At 65.4% G+C, this 18206-nt stretch carries 20 protein-coding genes; 8 read left to right on the top strand and 12 right to left on the bottom strand.

Annotated features, from left to right (window positions below):
* Positions 1-4 precede the first annotated feature (4 nt).
* From VL52_RS06530 to VL52_RS06510, 4 genes are read right to left on the bottom strand one after another with little or no spacing between them, the layout of a single operon-like run.
* Complete coding sequence (locus VL52_RS06530) at positions 5-460, bottom strand: hypothetical protein (protein WP_046156285.1); 456 nt, start codon at positions 458-460, stop codon at positions 5-7.
* Positions 457-1785 carry a chorismate-binding protein gene (locus VL52_RS06525; RefSeq protein ID WP_052729183.1) on the bottom strand — a complete coding sequence of 443 codons (1329 nt, stop codon included), beginning with the start codon at positions 1783-1785 and terminating at the stop codon, positions 457-459. Before VL52_RS06525 ends, VL52_RS06530 begins: the two co-directional genes overlap by 4 nt.
* Entirely contained in the window at positions 1782-2525 is a 744-nt protein-coding gene (locus VL52_RS06515) for a queuosine precursor transporter (protein ID WP_046156282.1), read from the bottom strand. Before VL52_RS06515 ends, VL52_RS06525 begins: the two co-directional genes overlap by 4 nt.
* A complete protein-coding gene (locus VL52_RS06510) occupies positions 2522-3013 on the bottom strand; it encodes a helix-turn-helix domain-containing protein (protein WP_046156281.1) in 492 nt (163 codons plus the stop codon). Before VL52_RS06510 ends, VL52_RS06515 begins: the two co-directional genes overlap by 4 nt.
* A gap of 489 nt (positions 3014-3502) precedes the next feature.
* On the opposite strand from VL52_RS06510, the gene VL52_RS06505 reads away from it, so the two are divergent.
* Complete coding sequence (locus VL52_RS06505) at positions 3503-4069, top strand: hypothetical protein (RefSeq protein WP_046156280.1); 567 nt, start codon at positions 3503-3505, stop codon at positions 4067-4069.
* 61 nt (positions 4070-4130) lie between these two features.
* Here the strand turns inward: VL52_RS06505 and kup are convergent, their stop codons facing one another.
* The gene (kup, locus tag VL52_RS06500; RefSeq protein ID WP_046156279.1) at positions 4131-5996 is read right to left on the bottom strand and encodes a low affinity potassium transporter Kup; all 1866 of its coding nucleotides are present in this window, start codon (positions 5994-5996) and stop codon (positions 4131-4133) included.
* 303 nt (positions 5997-6299) lie between these two features.
* On the opposite strand from kup, the gene VL52_RS06495 reads away from it, so the two are divergent.
* From VL52_RS06495 to VL52_RS06485, 3 genes are read left to right on the top strand one after another with little or no spacing between them, the layout of a single operon-like run.
* Complete coding sequence (locus VL52_RS06495) at positions 6300-8006, top strand: proline--tRNA ligase (protein WP_046156278.1); 1707 nt, start codon at positions 6300-6302, stop codon at positions 8004-8006.
* Positions 8006-8647 carry a lytic transglycosylase domain-containing protein gene (locus VL52_RS06490; RefSeq protein ID WP_046156277.1) on the top strand — a complete coding sequence of 214 codons (642 nt, stop codon included), beginning with the start codon at positions 8006-8008 and terminating at the stop codon, positions 8645-8647. Before VL52_RS06495 ends, VL52_RS06490 begins: the two co-directional genes overlap by 1 nt.
* Positions 8648-8688: 41 nt before the next feature.
* A complete protein-coding gene (locus VL52_RS06485) occupies positions 8689-9996 on the top strand; it encodes an Nramp family divalent metal transporter (RefSeq protein ID WP_046156276.1) in 1308 nt (435 codons plus the stop codon).
* A 109-nt stretch (positions 9997-10105) separates the two neighbouring features.
* Here VL52_RS06485 and VL52_RS06480 read toward each other — a convergent pair whose 3' ends face one another.
* Entirely contained in the window at positions 10106-10603 is a 498-nt protein-coding gene (locus tag VL52_RS06480) for a MarR family winged helix-turn-helix transcriptional regulator (protein WP_046156275.1), read from the bottom strand.
* A gap of 252 nt (positions 10604-10855) precedes the next feature.
* On the opposite strand from VL52_RS06480, the gene guaD reads away from it, so the two are divergent.
* Both guaD and VL52_RS06470 read left to right on the top strand, forming a co-directional pair.
* Positions 10856-12166, top strand: coding sequence for a guanine deaminase (guaD, locus tag VL52_RS06475; RefSeq protein WP_046156274.1), 1311 nt, complete (start codon positions 10856-10858; stop codon positions 12164-12166).
* Positions 12167-12344: 178 nt separating this feature from the next.
* Entirely contained in the window at positions 12345-12689 is a 345-nt protein-coding gene (locus VL52_RS06470) for a hypothetical protein (RefSeq protein WP_046156273.1), read from the top strand.
* On the opposite strand, the gene VL52_RS06465 is transcribed toward VL52_RS06470, so the two are convergent.
* A complete protein-coding gene (locus VL52_RS06465) occupies positions 12658-13080 on the bottom strand; it encodes a carboxymuconolactone decarboxylase family protein (protein WP_046156272.1) in 423 nt (140 codons plus the stop codon). The genes VL52_RS06470 and VL52_RS06465 overlap by 32 nt on opposite strands.
* Before the next feature lie 4 nt (positions 13081-13084).
* Positions 13085-13354 carry a DUF2798 domain-containing protein gene (locus VL52_RS06460; protein WP_052729182.1) on the bottom strand — a complete coding sequence of 90 codons (270 nt, stop codon included), beginning with the start codon at positions 13352-13354 and terminating at the stop codon, positions 13085-13087.
* A gap of 98 nt (positions 13355-13452) precedes the next feature.
* On the opposite strand from VL52_RS06460, the gene VL52_RS06455 reads away from it, so the two are divergent.
* Complete coding sequence (locus VL52_RS06455) at positions 13453-14346, top strand: LysR family transcriptional regulator (RefSeq protein WP_046156270.1); 894 nt, start codon at positions 13453-13455, stop codon at positions 14344-14346.
* 48 nt (positions 14347-14394) lie between these two features.
* Here VL52_RS06455 and VL52_RS06450 read toward each other — a convergent pair whose 3' ends face one another.
* From VL52_RS06450 to VL52_RS06435, 4 genes are read right to left on the bottom strand one after another with little or no spacing between them, the layout of a single operon-like run.
* Positions 14395-14916: an RDD family protein gene (locus VL52_RS06450; protein ID WP_046156269.1), complete on the bottom strand. Its 522-nt coding sequence runs from the start codon at positions 14914-14916 to the stop codon at positions 14395-14397.
* Entirely contained in the window at positions 14913-15308 is a 396-nt protein-coding gene (locus tag VL52_RS06445) for a DUF3106 domain-containing protein (protein ID WP_021478379.1), read from the bottom strand. Before VL52_RS06445 ends, VL52_RS06450 begins: the two co-directional genes overlap by 4 nt.
* Positions 15301-15681: a DUF3619 family protein gene (locus tag VL52_RS06440; protein WP_046156268.1), complete on the bottom strand. Its 381-nt coding sequence runs from the start codon at positions 15679-15681 to the stop codon at positions 15301-15303. The genes VL52_RS06445 and VL52_RS06440 overlap by 8 nt, the downstream gene beginning before the upstream one ends.
* The gene (locus VL52_RS06435) at positions 15678-16244 is read right to left on the bottom strand and encodes an RNA polymerase sigma factor (RefSeq protein ID WP_021478381.1); all 567 of its coding nucleotides are present in this window, start codon (positions 16242-16244) and stop codon (positions 15678-15680) included. Before VL52_RS06435 ends, VL52_RS06440 begins: the two co-directional genes overlap by 4 nt.
* Positions 16245-16437: 193 nt before the next feature.
* On the opposite strand from VL52_RS06435, the gene ilvB reads away from it, so the two are divergent.
* A complete protein-coding gene (gene ilvB, locus VL52_RS06430; RefSeq protein WP_046156267.1) occupies positions 16438-18204 on the top strand; it encodes a biosynthetic-type acetolactate synthase large subunit in 1767 nt (588 codons plus the stop codon).
* Positions 18205-18206 lie beyond the last annotated feature (2 nt).

The raw sequence follows: 18206 nt of genomic DNA, 5'->3' as shown, positions 1-18206 counted from the left end.
GCCGCTATTTCAGCGTCAGGTAGGGGCGGGGGTGGTCGTCGAAGGCCAGATCCTCGCCCGGCAGCGCGAATAGCGCGTAGCTGAAACCCAGATAGAACGCCGCCTCGTCGCTCAGCCGCGAGATCGCGTCCAGATTGCCCAGCAGCTCGCGGAACGGCAGGTCCACCCGGGCGTCGCCGTCGGCGAGGAAGCCGACGCTGCGCTCGAACACCACATGCTGCGGCCGGAAGTCGCCGGAGACGGCGACGTCGGAGAAGTCATACTGCGCCAGGAGGGCGGGGCGCTTGCGCGCCACCTTGCCGGCCAGCACGCCGGCCAGCAGGATTTCATCCCGCGGCAGCCCCTGCAGGCACTGCAAGCGGATTACCCGGTCCAGCGGCACGAGGTAAGTCTTGGCGGTGTTGACCAGCCGTATCGTGATCGCGTCGGCATCGATGTCCTCTATGGTGAGGGCGCTCACAACACCCCCAGGATCAGAGAGGCTTTGGCTTCCAGCTCGCTGCGCTCCAACTGCGGGCTGGAGTGCGCGCTCAGCGTACTGCCCACCCGGGTGGTGGCCTTTCCGTCCGCCAGCAGCGCGGTGCGGATCATGGTGCCGAGCTCCGCTTCGCCGGCGCACAGATAGCCGAAGGCGCCGGCGTACCAGCGGCGGCTTTCGTGTGCCGCGAGCAGCCGCGCGGCGGCGTCGACCGGCGTGCCGATGACGGTGGCCGGCCACAGGTGGTCGCAGATCGCGTCGGCCAAGGTCTTGCCCGGCTTCAGGCGCGCGCTGATGCTGGCCGAGGTGTGGAACACATTGGCGAAGCGCTCCACTTCCCGTTCGATGTCGACGCGGATGTCCTCGCAGCTCGCTTCCTTGGCCAGCATGTCGGCCTTCACGCATTCCTCCAGCTCGAACCTGTCCTTGTCCGACGCCAGCAGCTTTTCCACTTGCGCTTGATCTTCGGCCTCGCCGCGGCCGCGCGCGACGGTGCCGCAGATGGGGCTGGTGGAGAGCCGGCCGTCGCGCAGGCGCAGGAACATCGCCGGCGAGGAGCCGGCCAGCTGGAAGTCGCCGCCGTCGAAATACAGGTTGTAAGGCGCGGGATTGCGCGCCAGCAGGTCCTGGTGGATCTGGTAGCCGTCGCGCGGGCAGGGGCGCTGGATCGCGTAGCTGGGATTGACCGAGCGCAGGCCGCCGTCGGCGATGCGCCGGCTGGCGATGGCGTACATCCGCTCGTAGGGCAGGCCATGGCCGGCGGCGAAATCGTCGGCGTCCAGCAGCGGGCCCAGCGCCAGCGGCCAGGTCTCGCCGCCGGCGTCGGCCGGGTCCAGCAGCAGGTCGATGGCGGCGCCGTCCTCGCTCAGCCGCTCCGGCAGGTGGAACACGCCCAGCAAGCCGGTGTCCAGGCCCAGCTTGGCGTGGATCAGCTCATAGCAGAAAAAGCCGTACAGGCCGAAGCGCGGATCCGCGTCGAAGCAGGCGGGGATGTCCAGCAGCCGCTGCAGCCGGGATGCCAGCGGCGCGGCGGGGTCGAGCGGCAGCCGGAGCGCGCCGGGCGCGGCGGCGTCGGGAAGCAGGCCAAGCCGCGGCGCCAGCGCCTCGGCGATGCGGACGCCGTTGCGGCTGCGCGGGATGAGCAGAACGCGGTCGGCGAAGAGCAGCGCGCTGAGCGCGGCGCGTTCGACTGCGCGGCCATGCAGCGCGTATTTGCCGCTGTAGTCGTAGTTGCAGCGCAGCGCGAACAGCGGCGGGCGGGCGCTCGTGGACGGCGCTTCGACGGAGTGCAGCCTGATCTTGTTCATACTTGCAGATACCGGGAAGAGAATTTGACTTTGCGGCCGCCGGAATCGCCCTCGCTCCAGGCCTGGTAGCGGTACAGCAGCAGCACGATGTATTGCGAGATCCAGGACAGGACCACGGTGGACGAGAACTTGAACATCAGGCTGAAGGCGAAGATCTTCAGGATGGTGGCGAAGGGAAAGACGCCGTAGAAGGCGATCATGAAGCAGATGGCGGTGTACACCACCTCGCCGATCACAGACGAGAAGATGTCGCGGATGAAGTACAGCCGGCTCGACCACAGATTCTTCAGGTACAGCAGGAAGCGCGTGTTGAACTGGCTGCCGATCAGGCAGCCGATCGCGAACGAGATCGAGCCGCGCACGATGTGTTCGCTGATCAGCACATAGCTCTGGTTCAGCGCCTCGCAATGGCCGTGGTCGGCCAATGGCAGCAGGCCGCAGTCGCGCTGCGACTGGCTGAGCGCGGTGAAGGAGACGGCGAACAGAATTTCGGCCAGGCAGGTGGCGAACAGGATCTGGTTGGAGCGCTTCTTGCCGTAGACCTCGGCGATCGGGTTGAGCAGCATCAGGATGATGGGCATGGTGAAGGTGCCCAGGCTGGCCTCGGTGCCGAACACCTGCACCACCTTGTACGAGGTCAGGTTGGAGGCGATCGCCGAAATCAGGATCAGGAAGGACAGGATCACGATCGGATCGATGCAGGCCAGCATGCGGCCGGCCAGGTCTTTGAGCAGTTTCATGCGTTTTTCCGGAAAAGAATGCCCGCGACCGCGCCGATGGCGGCGTGGCCGGTGTCTTCTAGGCTGAGCGCGCCGTGGTCGGGATACGCCAGGCGGCCGTGCTTGGGATGGTCGGTTTGCAGCAACACCACCGCGCGGCGGGGGAACACCCGCTGGCGGAACAGCGTCTGGTCTATGGCCAGCACCGTGTCGTCCAGCGCCGGCTCCAGCAGGATGAATTCGTCCCAGAGCGGCTGCCTGCCCTCGCTCAGCGCGTTCAATTGATCGAAGCCGGTGATGACGGGCGCCATCCTGGGGGGCTCGCCGCCGCCCAGATTGATGTCCAGCGCATGTCCGATCGCGTGGGCGTTGCTGAATGTCAGCTCCCGGTCTTCGAACAGGCCGCGGTGCAGCGTGGACTGCTTGATGCCGGTAATGCGCGCCAGTTCGCTGATCGACAGTTTTCGATCCCGGATTCTGCGCAGCGCGTTGAGCTTGAATTCATGCAATACAGAATGGGGTTTGAAAAGATTTTTTGCCTGCATTTCGAATTTGGCTTAATTGGTTCTTATATAAATATTTTAAGTTTTGACATATTGGTTTGCGAGTAAATGCCAAAAGGTATTTAACGTTTTTCTGGAAAAAGACCAGGTAGCTGTGCTAGATTTGAGTTCTTATGATCTATGTCATATCCGGATTATTAGTTGTTGTTTTGAAAGAAATAAATCCGAATAGTTCTAAGTGTGTTTTTCAGGGTCTTCCGCTGGATGGATTTGAATTTTCTCGTTTTGGCATCAAGGCCATGTCGGTTTGAAAATATCCGGGTTATTTAGCCTGTTCTGGCGAAGCCGCTTTAAGTTTTTGGATTTTATGCTGCTGAAATTGCTTTGATCAATGATCAAGTCGAAATAATTGCTGTGCGCAGGGATGACAGGGATGAAATCAGTGACGGCGGGATGGTTGCGCGGCGGCATCGGCCTCCGCGGGAGGGAGGGGCGATGAGAGGCGCATTCATACAAACGGTGTCGGGACGCTATCTGAACGTGCTGGATCCCCAGCCGGACGACATCGACATCGCCGACATCGCCCATCATCTGGCGCATGTCTGCCGCTTCGGCGGCGCCTGCCGCCAGTTTTACAGCGAGGCCGAGCATGCGGTCAGGATGGCGGATCTGCTGCCGCCGCGGCTGAAGCTGGCGGGCTTGCTGTACGGCGCGGCCAAGGCCTACGCCGGCGAGGTGGTGAGGCCCGACGTTCAGGACAGCCCGCCCTTGCAGCACCGGCTGACCGCGGCGGTGGAGGCGCGCTTCGGCCTGCACCTGTCCGGCGACGACCGGGCGGAGCTGGCGATGGCCGACGCCCGCCTGCTGGCGACCGAGCGGCGCGACCTGATGCCGCCGGACAATATCGAATGGCCCATCCTGACCGGGGTGCAGCCGCTGCCGGAGCGCATCTGGCCGATGACCATCGCCCAGGGGCTGGCCAGCTTTTGCGCGATGTACGAGCAGTGCCGGGCCTGGTCGTCGTCGGCGCAGATCCGGCTGCGACAGCCCGCGGCGCGCTGACGCTGCGGGAGATGAAAAAAGCGCGCCATCGGCGCGCTTTTTTATTGGGCGAAACGTCGGGCTACAGCTCCACCTGAGCGCCCAGCTCCACCACGCGGTTGGTCGGCACCTGGAAGAAGTCGGTGGCGCGCAACGCGTTCTTGCTCATCCACACGAATACCTTCTCGCGCCAGCGCGCCATGCCGGGATGGTCGGTGGAGACGATGGTTTCGCGCGACAGGAAGAACGAGGTGTCCATCAGCTCCATCTGGAAGCCTTCCTTGGCGCACATGTCCAGCACTTCCAGCACGTTCGGGTCTTCCTTGAAGCCGTAGCGGGCCATTACCCGCCAGAACGACGCCGACATCTGCACGATTTCCAGCCGCTCCTCCTCCGCCACATAGGGCACGTCCTCGGTGCGCACCGTCATCAGCACCACGCGCTCATGCAGCACCTTGTTGTGCTTCAGATTGTGCAGCAGCGCGTGCGGCACGCCGTGCAGGGTGCTGGTCAGGAATACCGCGGTGCCTTCCACCCGCGCCGGCGGATAGGCTTCCAGATTGTGGATGAAGTCGTCCAGCGGCAGCGCCTGTTCGCGCAGGCGCTTGAACAGGATGTCGCGGCCCTGTTTCCAGGTGCTCATCAGCGTGAAGATGACCATGCCCATCACCAGCGGCAGCCAGCCGCCGTCGGCCACTTTATGGATGTTGGCGGCGAAGAAGGCGGTGTCGATCACGCCGAACAGCAGGGTGATGCCCAGGGCCAGCGGCAGCGGCCAGCGCCAGTTCACGCGCGCGACGACGAAGAACAGCGCGGTGGTGATCAGCATGGTGCCGGTGACGGCGATGCCGTAAGCGGCGGCCAGGCTGGACGAGGTCTTGAAGGTGAGCACCACCACCAGCACGGCGACCAGCAGCGCCCAGTTGATGAAGGGCATGTAGATCTGGCCGATTTCCTTCTCAGAGGTGTGGTTCACCTCCAGGCGCGGGCAGTAGCCCAGCAGGATGGCCTGGCGCGTCAGCGAGTAGGCGCCGGAGATCACCGCCTGCGACGCGATCACCGTGGCCAGCGTCGCCAGCGCGATCATCGGCAGCAGCGCCCAGTCGGGCGCCAGCAGGAAGAAGGGGTTCTTGATCGCGGCCGGGTTGCTCATCAGCAGCGCGCCCTGGCCGAAGTAGTTCAGCCCCAAGCCGGGCAGCACCAGGCTGAACCAGGCGCGGCGGATCGGCGTTTTGCCGAAGTGGCCCATGTCGGCGTACAGTGCCTCGGCGCCGGTCAGCGCCAGCACCACCGAGCCCAGCGTCAGGAAGGCGTGGAAGCCGTTCTGGCTGAGGAAGGTGACCGCGTGCCACGGGTTCAGCGCCTGCAGCACCGCCGGCTGCTGGATGATCTGGTGCAGGCCGAGGATGCCGAGGATGGCGAACCAGATCATCATCACCGGGCCGAACATCAGGCCGACCCTGGCGGTGCCGTGGCGCTGCAGCAGGAACAGGCCCACCAGCACGCCGACCGCCATCGGCAGCACGTAGGCCTCCATGCCGGGGGAGAGGACTTCCATGCCCTCGGCCGCGGACAGCACCGACACCGCCGGCGTGATGATGGCGTCGCCGTAGAACAGCGCGGCGCCGAACAGGCCCAGCATCACGATCTTCCAGCGCGCGGCATGGGTGGTGTAATGGCGGGCCAGCGCCATCAGCGCCATGATGCCGCCTTCGCCGCGGTTGTCGGCGCGCAGCACGAAGGCCACGTATTTGATCGACACCACGAAGATCAGCGACCAGAAGATGAGCGACAGAATGCCGAAGATGTTGTCGGGCGTGGTGGGGAGGTTCTGGCTGACGAAACACTCGCGCAAGGTGTACAGCGGGCTGGTGCCGATGTCGCCGTAAACTACGCCGAGCGCGGCCAGGGTCAGGCCCGCCATCGCCTGTTTATTGTGATCCTGCATAAGCTTCCATTACGGTTGGACGCCGCCGCCGGAGGAGGCGCGGCGGCGAGGGGCCGGGTTGTTCATGGCCGGATGCCCTCTCATTGTCGACGACATGGGCAAAATAAAAAAGCCGTAAACCCCGGCAGCGCGCAGGTTACTCCAGAGCGGCGGGGCCGCCAAGTACAGCGCGGCGGGCTGTGCGCAGGATTGTTGTACTGCAACAACTGGCGAAAACCGCGAGTCCGGCCGGGCAGCGCTTGGCCGGGGGGCGGGGACGACGCTACAATCGTCTACATTTAGCCGAATTTTCAAGGACGCACCATGCGCGCATCGCAGTTTTTCATTTCCACCCAGAAAGAGGCCCCCGCCGACGCCGACATCGTCAGCCAGAAGCTGATGCTGCGCGCCGGCTTCATCCGCAAGCAGGCCGCCGGCATCTATTCCTGGATGCCGATGGGCCTGCGCGTGGTGCGCAAGGTCGAGACCATCATCCGCGAGGAAATGAACCGCGCCGGCGGCATCGAGGTGAGCCTGCCGGTGGTGCAGCCGGCCGAGCTGTGGCAGGAAACCGGCCGCTGGGACGCGATGGGCGCCGAGCTGCTGCGCTTCAAGGACCGCCACGAGCGCGATTTCGCGCTGCAGCCGACCGCCGAGGAGGTGATCACCGACATCGCCCGCCGCGAGCTGCGCAGTTACCGCGCGCTGCCGAAGAATTTCTACCAGATCCAGACCAAGTTCCGCGACGAGCGCCGTCCGCGCTTCGGCGTGATGCGCGGCCGCGAGTTCACCATGAAGGACGCGTACTCGTTCGACCGCAGCGCTGAGGACGCCCTCAAGAGCTACGACAATATGTACGCCGCCTATCGCCGCATCTTCGACCGCCTGGGCCTGACCTACCGCGCGGTGGCGGCCGACACCGGCGCCATCGGCGGCGATCGCTCGCACGAATTCCAGGTGATCGCCGACACCGGCGAGGACGCCATCGTCTACTGTCCGAACTCCGAATACGCGGCCAACATCGAACTGGCCGAAGCCGTGGCCCCGGCCGGCGAGCGCGCCGCCGAATCGGCTGCGCTGACCAAAGTGCACACGCCCAAGGTCAAGACCATCGCCGAGCTGGTGGACTTCCTGAACATCGACATCAAAGAGACCGTCAAGGCGGTGGTGGTGGAGGGCGCAGAGGACGAAGCGGTGCTGATGCTGGTGCGCGGCGACCACGAGTTGAACGAGGTGAAGGCGCAGAAGATCGCCGGCATCAAGAACCCGCTGACCTTCGCCAGCCCGGCCGCGATCCGCGCCGCCTTCGGCGCCCATCCCGGCTCGCTGGGCCCGGTGGGCTTCAAGGGCCGCGTGATCGCCGACCGCACCGTGGCCAAGATGGCCGATTTCGTCATTGGCGCCAACGAGGACGACCAGCACTACACCGGCGCCAACTTCGGCCGCGATTGCGCCGAGCCGGAAGTGTTCGACATCCGCAACGTGGTGGAAGGCGATGCGTCGCCGGACGGCCAGGGCGCGCTGGCGATCCAGCGCGGCATCGAGGTCGGCCACGTGTTCTACCTCGGCACCAAGTATTCCGCCGCGATGAACGCCACCTTCCTGGACGAGGATGGCAAACCCAAGCCGTTCGAGATGGGTTGCTACGGCATCGGCGTCACCCGCATCCTGGGCGCCGCCATCGAGCAGAACTACGACGACAAGGGCATGATCTGGCCCGATTCCATCGCGCCGTTCGCGGTGGCGGTGTGCCCGGTGGGCTACGACCGCTCGGAAGCGGTGAAGGAAGCCGCCGACAAGCTGCACGCCGAGCTGCTGGCCAAGGGCGTGGACGCCATCCTCGACGACCGCGGCGAGCGCCCGGGCGCGATGTTCGCCGACTGGGAGCTGATCGGCGCGCCGCACCGCGTCACCATCGGCGACCGCGGCCTGAAGGAAGGCAAGGTCGAGTACCAGCACCGCCGCGACAGCGAAGCCACCGCCGTCGCCGCCGATGCTATTCTGGAGCATGTCCTCTCCAAGCTGGCCTGATGAAGACGAGCCTCCTTTTTCTCCTGCCGTTCTGCCTTGTGCTGGCGCATGCGCCAGCATGGGCCGGCGCGCAGAAGGAGGAGGCGCTGTCGGCCAATGTCGCCTCGGCGATGAGCCGCTCGATCTCCGACGTCAACGCGCCCCGGCTGGTGTTCGACGATCCGCGGCTGGGCCAGGCCTGGCTCGCGGAGATGTCGTCGCGGCTGCAGAAGAAGATTCCCGACGCCTGGATGCGCGAGCGCCTGCTCACCGCCATCCAGTACGAATCCACCCGCGCCGGGCTCGATCCGCAACTGGTGCTGGGCCTGATCCAGGTGGAGAGCGGCTTCAACAAGTACGCGATCTCCGGCGCCGGCGCGCGCGGCCTGATGCAGGTGATGCCGTTCTGGCCGCGCCACATCGGCACGCCGCGGCATAATCTGTTCGACCTCAGCACCAATCTGCGCTACGGCTGCACCATCCTGCGCCACTATCTCGACATCGAGCGCGGCGATCTGTACCGCGCGCTGGGCCGCTACAACGGCAGCCTGGGCAAGCCGGAATACCCCGATCTGGTGGTCGGCGCCTGGAAGCGCCGCTGGGCGTGGACCGCGCCGCCGTCGTTGAAGATGGCCGGCGACAGCCTTCCGCGCGAGCGCTGATCCGCGCTATGCTGCCGGAGGACTGACTCCTTCCGGCCGCCATGTTCTCCCTTCCCCGCACCGCCACCGCGCCGTTCTGCCCGTCCGAAGTCAACGGCAGCGTGCGCATAGACCCGAACGCCTCCTTCAGCCAGCGGCTGCGCCGCTTCGCCGGCCCCGGCCTGCTGGTCGCCGTCGGCTATATGGATCCGGGCAACTGGGCGACCGACATCGAGGCCGGCTCGCGCTTCGGCTACCAGCTGTTGTGGGTGGTGATGCTGTCCGGCGTCGCCGCGATGCTGCTGCAGATGCTGGCGGCGCGGCTGGGGCTGGTGACCGGCATGGATCTGGCGCAGGCCAGCGCCGCGCGTTACGGCCGCGCCGGGCGTTTGCTCCACTGGCTGAGCGCCGAAGTGTCCATCATCGCCTGCGACGTAGCCGAAGTGCTGGGCTGCGCGCTGGCGTTCAAGCTGCTGTTCGGCGTGCCGTTGTTGTGGAGCGTGGCGCTGACCGCGTTCGACACGCTGATCGTGCTGGGGCTGAAGGGACGGGGCTTCCGCCAGTTGGAGGCCATCGTGCTGGGTCTGATCGCCACCATCACGCTGTGCTTCCTGGCGCAACTGGCGCTGCTGGACACCCATTGGCCGGCGGTGGCGGCGGGCCTGGCGCCCAGCTTGCCGGCGCAGGGCATGGACAAGGCCGTCGTGCTGGCGCTGGGCATCGTCGGCGCCACCATCATGCCGCACAACCTCTATCTGCATTCGTCGGTGGCGCAGACCCGGCGGGTGGAAGGCGGCGGGGACGGCGCGCTGCGGCAAACGCTGCTGCTGTGCCGGATCGACACCATAGGCTCGCTGTTGCTGGCGATGCTGGTCAACGGCGCCATCCTGGTGCTGGCGGGCAGCGCCTTCCACGCCGCCGGGCACACCGCGGTGGCCGACATCGCCGACGCGCACGAGCTGATCCGCCCGCTGGCCGGCTCGCTGGCGGCGCTGTTGTTCGGCGTCGCCCTGCTGGCGGCGGGGCAGAGCGCCACCTTGACCGGCACCGTGGCCGGCCAGGTGATCATGGACGGCTTTCTGCGCATCCGCATTCCCTGCTACCAGCGCCGGCTGATCACTCGCTTGCTGGCCTTGCTGCCGGCGGCGGCCGGCATCGGCTGGATGGGAGAGCAGGCGGTGGGTCCGCTGCTGGTGTGGAGCCAGGTGGTGCTGAGCCTGCAACTGCCGCTGGCGATGTGGCCGTTGCTGCGGATGACGGGGGATAAAACTCTGATGGGCGCGCACGCCGCGCCGCGCTGGGTCGGCGTTTGCGGTTGGGGATTGTTCTGGCTGATATTGGCCGCCAATTGCGCGCTGCTTGTGGGGTGAGCGGCTGGGAAGCGCCCGGGCGGCGTTGCGCCTACTTGCCGTGATTGACGCACGGTCCGGCGCGCAACGGATAAAACAAAGGCCGCCGGAAGGCGGCCTGTCTGCCGGATCAGTCTTCCTGCGCCTGCAGCATCTTCTTCAGCAGGCGGGCCAGCGTCTGGCGCTCGTCGGCGTCCAGCATCTCGATCAGCTCGGCTTCGGCGGCCAGGTGGTGGCCGGCGGCGTCCTCGATCACCTGCAAGCCCTTGGGGGTCAAGGTGACGATCACCCCGCGGCGGTCGTCCGGATCCGGCGAGCGGCTGACCAGCGCGGCTTCTTCCAGCCGGTTGATGCGGTTGGTCAGCGCGCCGGACGAGATCAGCACCATGCCCTGCAGCTGGTTGGGCGACAGCTGGTAGGGCTCGCCGCCGCGGCGCAGCGCCGCCAGCACGTCGAATTCGCCTACATTGAGATTATGGCGGGCCAAATCCTGCAGAACCCGTCGGGTGATGAAGTACTCCATCCGCACGATGCGGCCGATGACCTGGGTGGCTGAGGTGTCCAGGTCGGGACGGACTTCGTTCCAAAGGGCGACGATGCGGTCAATCTGGTCGGGTGCGTGCTGCATGCTGCGGGTTCCTGAGCAAAGGTAAATGCGGCAAATCCAGTCGGGCGCAAGAGTATCACGACTTAAAAATATACTATCTTCATCTAAAGACAATTGCCGCGCATCAGACCCTGGCCGTTTATTCAGGGCCAGCTTGCTTCGGCAGGGGAACGAAGCTATATTTACATGTAAAGATTCTTCATATGAAGATAATTGCCGGATTGAACGACTTCCATCTGGCGCGAAGGCCGCCCAGCGCGGCGGGAGCAGAGTGTGAAAACAGCGGTACGCGGCGATGCGCTGACTTTCCGGGGCAATCCGTTCCGGGAAGCCGAGCGCGATTGCCTGGTGTTCCAGCGCGACGCGCTGGTGGTGATGGAAAACGGACGCATCGCGGCCTGGGGCCCGGCGGCCGGACTGCTGCCGTCGCTGCCGCCGGACGCGCGGATCGAACACTATCCCGACCACTTGATCCTGCCGGGCTTCATCGATTGCCACGTCCATTATCCGCAGACCGAGATGATGGCCGCCTTCGGCGAACAGTTGCTGGACTGGCTGAACCATTACACCTTCGTCACCGAGCAGGGCTTCGCCGACGCGGATCACGCGCGCGAAGTGGCGCGGGTGTTTCTCGGCGAACAGCTGCGCAACGGCGTCACCACCGGCTGCGTGTTCGGCACCGTCCACGCCGCGTCGGTGGACGCGTTGTTCGAAGAGGCGTCCCGCCACGATCTGCGCATCCTGGCCGGCAAGGTATGCATGGACCGCAACGCGCCGGCCGCGTTGCTGGACACGCCGCTGATCGCTTACGAGGAGTCGCGCGCGCTGATCGAGCGCTGGCATGGCAAGGGACGCGCCGAGTATGTGATCACGCCGCGCTTCGCGCCGACCTCCAGCCACGGCCAGCTGGAAATGCTGGGGGCGCTGGCGGCGGAGTTTCCCGACATCGCCATCCAATCGCATATTGCCGAGAATCTGGACGAGATCGCCTGGGTCCGCCAGCTGTTCCCCGGCTGCCGCGATTACGCCGGCGTCTACCAGCGCTATGGTTTGCTGCGGCCGCGCGCGATCTACGGCCACGGGGTGCATCTGTCTGACGCTGAACTAGAGATGCTGCATAACAGCGGCGCCTCGCTGGCGCATTGTCCGACATCCAATTTCTTCCTCGGCTCCGGCAGCCTGAACCTGCGCCGCTGCGTCGAGGCGGAGAAGCCGGTCAAGCTGGGGCTGGGCACCGACCTGGGGGCCGGCACCAGTTTCTCGATGCTGCAGACGATGAACGCCGCCTACATGGCGTCGCAGACCCGCGGCAAGCCGCTGACCGCGGCCCAGGCTTTCTATCTGGCCACCCGCGGCGGCGCGGAGGCGCTGGGCATCGCGGACAAGGTGGGCGGCATCGAGGCGGGCATGGAGGCCGATCTGGCGGTGCTGGACCTGCGCTCCACCCCGTTGCTGGATTTCCGCATGCGCCATGTCCGCGACCTGTCCGAGGCGCTGTTCGTGCAGATGATGCTGGGCGACGACCGCGCGATCGCCGCGACCTACGCAGCCGGCGCGGCGGTGTACCGCAGGGGCGAGCGCTGAGTGCGGAAGGCCGGTCGCCGTTGGGTTGTGGATAAGTTTCAAAGCGGCGCGCCGCTGTGGATAAGCTGGCCGGCATCATGACAAGTGTTCTTACGCATTTCTTATCGCGATAGTCCGATGTATACCGTAGCGGATGCGGCTTGCCATTCCGGCCGCCGCCGTAGGCTACGGAGGTTCCATGTACCCCTGGTTCTGGATTTTCGCGCCGCAGATCCATCTGCCGTTCAGCGGCGGCGTGCAGCAAGATATCGATCCATCAAGCAACTGGAGCGGATTGCCGCCGCCATCCCTCGGATCGCGGCAGCGGGATTGGCTCCCCTACCTGCAGGCGCTGGACACCTTGATCGGCTATCACGGCATTCAGCCGCAACCGAGCTGGGGGCCGGATCAGATGGCCGCGCTGGATAGGCTGAAACAGTGGCGGGACAGCCTGGGGCAGGCCGGCGAACGGGTTCTCCAGCCGCCGGCGATGCCTGACAGTCCTGATGGCTTCATTGTCGCATCGCCACCGCCACCCGGGTGAAGGCGTTCATCAACGCGATGGCCAGGGTCAGATCGGCGATTTCCGCGTCGCTGAAATGCTCGCGCAGCGGCTGGAAAACGCTGTCCGGCGCGCGGGTTTCGCCTATCCGGGTCACCGCCTCGGTCCAGGCGATGGCGGCCGCCTCGCGGGGGCTCAGCGCGTCCGCCACGTCCCATCCAGCCAGCGTGTCCAGTTTTTCCTGGTTTTCGCCGCGGCGGCGCAGCGCCTGGCTATGCAGCTTCAGGCAGAAGGCGCAGCCGTTGAGCTGAGCAACGCGCAGGTAAGCCAGCTCGACTAGCGGCAGCCCCAAGCTGCTTTCCGCCAGCGCGTTCTTGCAGGCGAGCAGTCCCTGGTAGGCCTTGGGCGACAGCTGGGCATAGTCGATTCTCATGATTTCATCCTTTCGGTTTCAGCGCTGGCCGGCAGCCGCCGGCAGGGGCGCGCCTGTTCAGTAGGCGCAGGGTCAGTTTCTGCACGGCCGGCGCCAGCAGCAGCACCGAGCCCAGCGCCACGGGCCAGGCTTCGGCGAAGGCGAGCAGCCACCAGCCGGCAAAGCCCGAATGAAGTCCGTGATTCAGGGCGGTGAACCAGGCAGTCATCACCAGAGACATCGCCGCCGACATCAGCGAAGAGAACAGCAGGCGTTGGCATAGGGCGGGGCTCATGGCGCGCTCCATTCGGGTTAGCGATGAGGCGAGTCTAGTCAAAAGCGCATTATGAAAATAGAATCAAAAAATCAATATCAAATTCCATTTTTGCAATCATGTTGGATGATCTGGACTTGTTTGTGGCGATCGTGGACGCCGGCAGCCTCAGCGCGGCGGCCGGCCGGCTGCGAATGCCGGCGCCGACGCTGACGCGTCGCCTGCAGGCGCTGGAGGCGCGGCTGGGCTGCAAGCTGCTGAGCCGCAGCGCGCGCCGGCTGGCGCCGACCAATGAGGGTTGGCAGTACTACGAGCGCTGCAAGCCGCTGTTGGCGGCGCTGCGGCAGGAGACGGCGTCGCTGGACGGGGCCTTGAACCGGGTGGAAGGGGCGGTAAGGCTGCTGGCGCCGCTGAGCATGGCCAACGACATGCTGGTGCCGGTGTGGGCTAGCCTGCTGCGCGAGCATCCGCGGCTCCGGCTGGAGTTGAAGCTGAGCAACAGCCTGGATGATTTATACAGCGGCATGGCCGATCTGGCCTTGAGGGTGGGAGAGCAGTCGGACGCCTCGCTGCGGCAGCGCAGGCTGGGCGAGGTGCGGACCATACTGACGGCGTCGCCCGCCTATCTGGCCGCGCATGGTGCGCCCGAGCGGCCAGCGGACCTGGCCGCGCATCGCTTGTTGCTGGCTGAGCCATTCCAGCACTGGAAGCTGCGGCGTCGGGACAGCGGCGAGGAGGCGGCCTGGCCGGCCGAGCCGGGCCTGCTGGCCAACGACATGCTGCTGACGCGCAGGCTGGCCGAGGGCGGCGTCGGCATCGCGGTCAGCCCGCTCAGCATCTGCCATCGGCAGCTGGCGGATGGCCGTCTGGTCCGGGTGCTGGAAGAGTGGGAGATCGCCACCCGGCCGGTCTACGCCGTGTGGCCGGAGCGGCGCGCCTTGCCGGCGCGGGTGCGCGCGGTGTTGGACGCGTTGTTGGAATTTTCCGAGGATCTGCCGCAACTGCGCGGCTGACAAGCATCGGCGTGCGTTCGAGGCCGGGCGCGCCAATGCATGCCGCGCTTACTTTCCGCCGCGCGGCGGCTTGGGCAGCAGCTCCAGCCGGGTGCCGGACAGGCGGTCGTGCAGGTGGCGGCGGTCCTTGTCGTAATAGCGGGCCAGGAAGGGCAGCAGCCACCAGATCAGCGCCAGCCATTTCGCCGCCGGATGGTCGCCGTAGCTGCGCTGCCATCCCAGGTAGGAGATCACCGGCAGGCCGACGAACAGCATCGCCGCGACGGCGAAGCGCATCAGAGATTGCTGCCAGTTCAGCAGCCGGCCGTCGGCGGTCACCAGCCGGATGTGCCAGGTTTTCATCGCGGCGGTCTGGCCGCCGCGGGTCCAGCAGTAGCCGAAGTAGGCGAACAGCACGCCGGCGGCGGTCAGCTGGATCAGACTGTGCAGCAGCCAGGAATCCTGGCCCAGCGCCAGCTGCAGCGGGGTGATCGCGGCGCTGGTGATCAGCAGCATGGCGACGATCAGCAGCGATTCATAGAACAGGCTGGCCAGGCAGCGGGCGAGGCCGGGAGTGGCGTTATCGGTCATGGGGAGGAGGCGAGTGGTTTGGCGTCGCGCGAGCGCAGCCGGCTCAGCGCCTGTTCGCGCTGGGCTGGGGGCAGTTGCTGCAGCTTCTTCCAGTTGGCGCGGATTTCGTCGCGCTGGGGCTCGCTCAGCTCGGTCCAGGCCTTCAGTCGGCGTTGCAGTCGCTGCTGTTGGCCGGATGTCAGCTCGGCGAAGCGCGGAACGATGGTCAGCAGATCCTGCTTCTTGTCGGGCGCGTAGCGATTCCAGTCGGCGGCCAGCGGCGCCAGCACCTGCTGCTGCTCGCTGTTCAGTTGTTCCCAGCGCGGATCCGCCAGAGGGGAGGAATGGACGAAGTTTGGAATCAGCAGGCCGGCCAGGCAGATCGCCTTGGCCAGCCATCCGGCCTTATTCATGCAACCCCCGGCTGAAATGCGGCTCCAGCAAGGAATCCAACGGCAGGTCCTGGGACAGCACGGTGGCGTCCACCGCGTCGGTTTCGGCCATCAGGCCTTCCACCAGCATCAGGCCGACGCCGGTGACAACGGCGAAGCCCAGAGCGGCGCTGCCGCGCTTCAGCAGCAGGGTGTGGCGTTGCGCCCAGAGCAGGATTTTCTCCTGCAGGCCGCAGTTTTCGGCGGCGCGCTGTTCGAAGCGGCGCATCGCGGCGGCGCGCGCGCCCCTCAGGCGGGCAAGCTGCCGGGGCGTCGGATCGGAATGGGGATTGTCCAGTATGCGGGCGATATGGACGGGCAAATGGTCCCCCTGCCCGTCATTGGCGTGTTTCATAGCAAAACTCCCTTCTGCGCAAGAATGGCCGCCAGGGTGTGGTTGGCGCGCGAGCAGTGCGTTTTCACGCTGCCCTCGGAGCAACCCATGACCAGAGCGGTTTCGGCAACATCCAGTCCTTCCCAGTAACGCAGCAGAAACGCTTCGCGTTGACGGGCGGGCAGTAGTTGCAGCGACGCGTCTATCATCAGCGCCACTTCCTTGCGTTGGTACCACTGCTCCGGATTGGTGTGCGCCTCGTCGGCGGCGACATCCAGCGTTTCGAGCGGGTCGAGGGAGTCGTCTTCGGCGTGGGTGGGGATCAGCGACGACAGCAGCGTGCTGACGAAGCTGCGCACCTTGCTGCGCCGGTAGTGGTCGCGGATGGTGTTCTGCAAGATGCGCTGGAAGATCAGCGGCAGCTCGTGCGCGGGCGCGTGCGCGTAGCGGTCGGCCAGCTTCATCATCGAGTCCTGCACGATGTCGAGCGCATTGTCTTCATGCCGAACCGCGTACAGCGCCTGCTTGAAGGCGCGCTTCTCCACCGACTCGAGGAAGTCGGCCATTTCCTTGCGGCTTGCCATCTGTGCATTTCAGGTTGATGCCAACCAAAGATGGTAGCAGAGCATGATTCACTAGGCTAGTGGCAGTTTTTCTTCTGAAATAACCGTGGCTTAGCGGTATTTTGCACCTGCACAAAATCACTTGACCGTACTTTGAGCAATACGCTAAGGTCTTTGAGCAAACGGGATGAAATCAACACGAAATAGAGGCGATATGCAGATATCGGGCGCCGAAATAGTAGTCCGCTGCCTGCAGGAAGAGGGGGTCGAATTCGTCTTCGGCTACCCAGGGGGCGCAGTACTGGAAATCTACGATGCCATCTTCCGACAGGACAAATTCAAACATGTGCTGGTGAGGCATGAACAGGCGGCCGTCCACGCCGCCGACGCCTATTCCCGCTCCAGCGACAAGGTGGGCGTGGCGCTGGTGACCTCCGGTCCCGGCGCGACCAATGCCGTGACCGGCATCGCCACCGCCTACATGGACTCCATCCCGATGGTGGTGATCTCGGGCCAGGTGCCTTCTCCGGCCATCGGCCTGGACGCGTTCCAGGAAGTGGACATGGTGGGCATCACCCGTCCCTGTGTGAAGCACAACTTCCTGGTCAAGGACGTGAACGAGATCGCCGCGACCATCAAGAAGGCGTTCTACATCGCCATGAGCGGCCGTCCCGGCCCAGTGGTGGTGGATATCCCCAAGGACATTACCCAGGCGCGCGCCGAGTTCCGCTATCCGGACAGCGTGCACATCCGCTCTTACGTGCCGGCCACCCGCGGGCACAGCGGACAGATCAAGAAGGCAGTGAACCTGCTGCTTGAGGCCAAGCGTCCTTATATCTATGTCGGCGGCGGCGCGGTGCAGGGCCGCGCCGAGGCCGAGGTGACCGAGCTGGTGCGGTCCCTGAACCTGCCGTGCACCAACACGCTGATGGGTTTGGGCGCCTATCCGGGCTCGGATCGCCAGTTCCTGGGCATGCTGGGCATGCACGGCACCTACGAAGCCAATATGGCGATGCAGTACTGCGACGTGCTGATCGCCGTGGGCGCGCGCTTCGACGACCGCGTGATCAGCGTGCCGTCGCACTTCCTCGGCCAGGCCAAGAAGATCATCCACATCGACGTCGATCCGTCGTCGATCTCCAAGCGCGTCAAGGCCGACATACCCATCGTCGGCGACGTCAAGCTGGTGCTGCGCGAGATGCTGGACCAGCTCAAGCAATCCGGCCAGAAGCCGGATGGCTCGGCGCTGAACCAGTGGTGGAAGCAGATCGAGGAATGGCGCGGACACGACTGTCTGCTGTATACGCCGTCCGACGAGCTGATCAAGCCGCAGATGGTGGTGCAGACGCTGTATGACATCACCGGCGGCCAGGCCATCGTCACCTCCGACGTCGGCCAGCACCAGATGTGGGCGGCGCAGTACTACAAGTTCGACCGGCCCAAGCAATGGCTGAATTCCGGCGGCCTCGGCACCATGGGCTTCGGCCTGCCGGCGGCCATCGGCGCGCAGCTGGCCAACCCCAACGCCCAGGTGGCCTGCATCACCGGCGAGGGTTCGATCCAGATGAACATCCAGGAGCTGTCCACCGCCAAGCAGTACCACACGCCGGTGAAGGTGGTGGCGCTGAACAACCGCTACCTGGGCATGGTGCGCCAGTGGCAGGAGTTCTTCTACGGCACCCGCTACTCCGAGTCCTACATGGACGCGCTGCCGGACTTCGTCAAGATAGCCGAGGCTTACGGCCATGTCGGCTTCAAGGTGGAGAATCCGGCCGACGTGGAGCCGGTGCTGCGCGAGGCGTTCAGCGACAAGCTGAAGGAGCGCCTGGTGTTCCTGGACTTCCGCACCGACCAGTCGGAGAACGTGTTCCCGATGATCCAGAACGGCAAGGGCCTGGATCAGATGGACCTGCCGGCGCACATGCGCGCCATCCAGCAGGTGCCTTTCGAGAACAACCGTGACTACGGCAATATGTGCTAAGG

Origin of the sequence: Chromobacterium vaccinii, from assembly GCF_000971335.1 — a bacterium.
In the GTDB taxonomy this organism is placed as follows: domain Bacteria; phylum Pseudomonadota; class Gammaproteobacteria; order Burkholderiales; family Chromobacteriaceae; genus Chromobacterium; species Chromobacterium vaccinii.
This window is presented reverse-complemented; position numbering and strand designations above follow the sequence as displayed.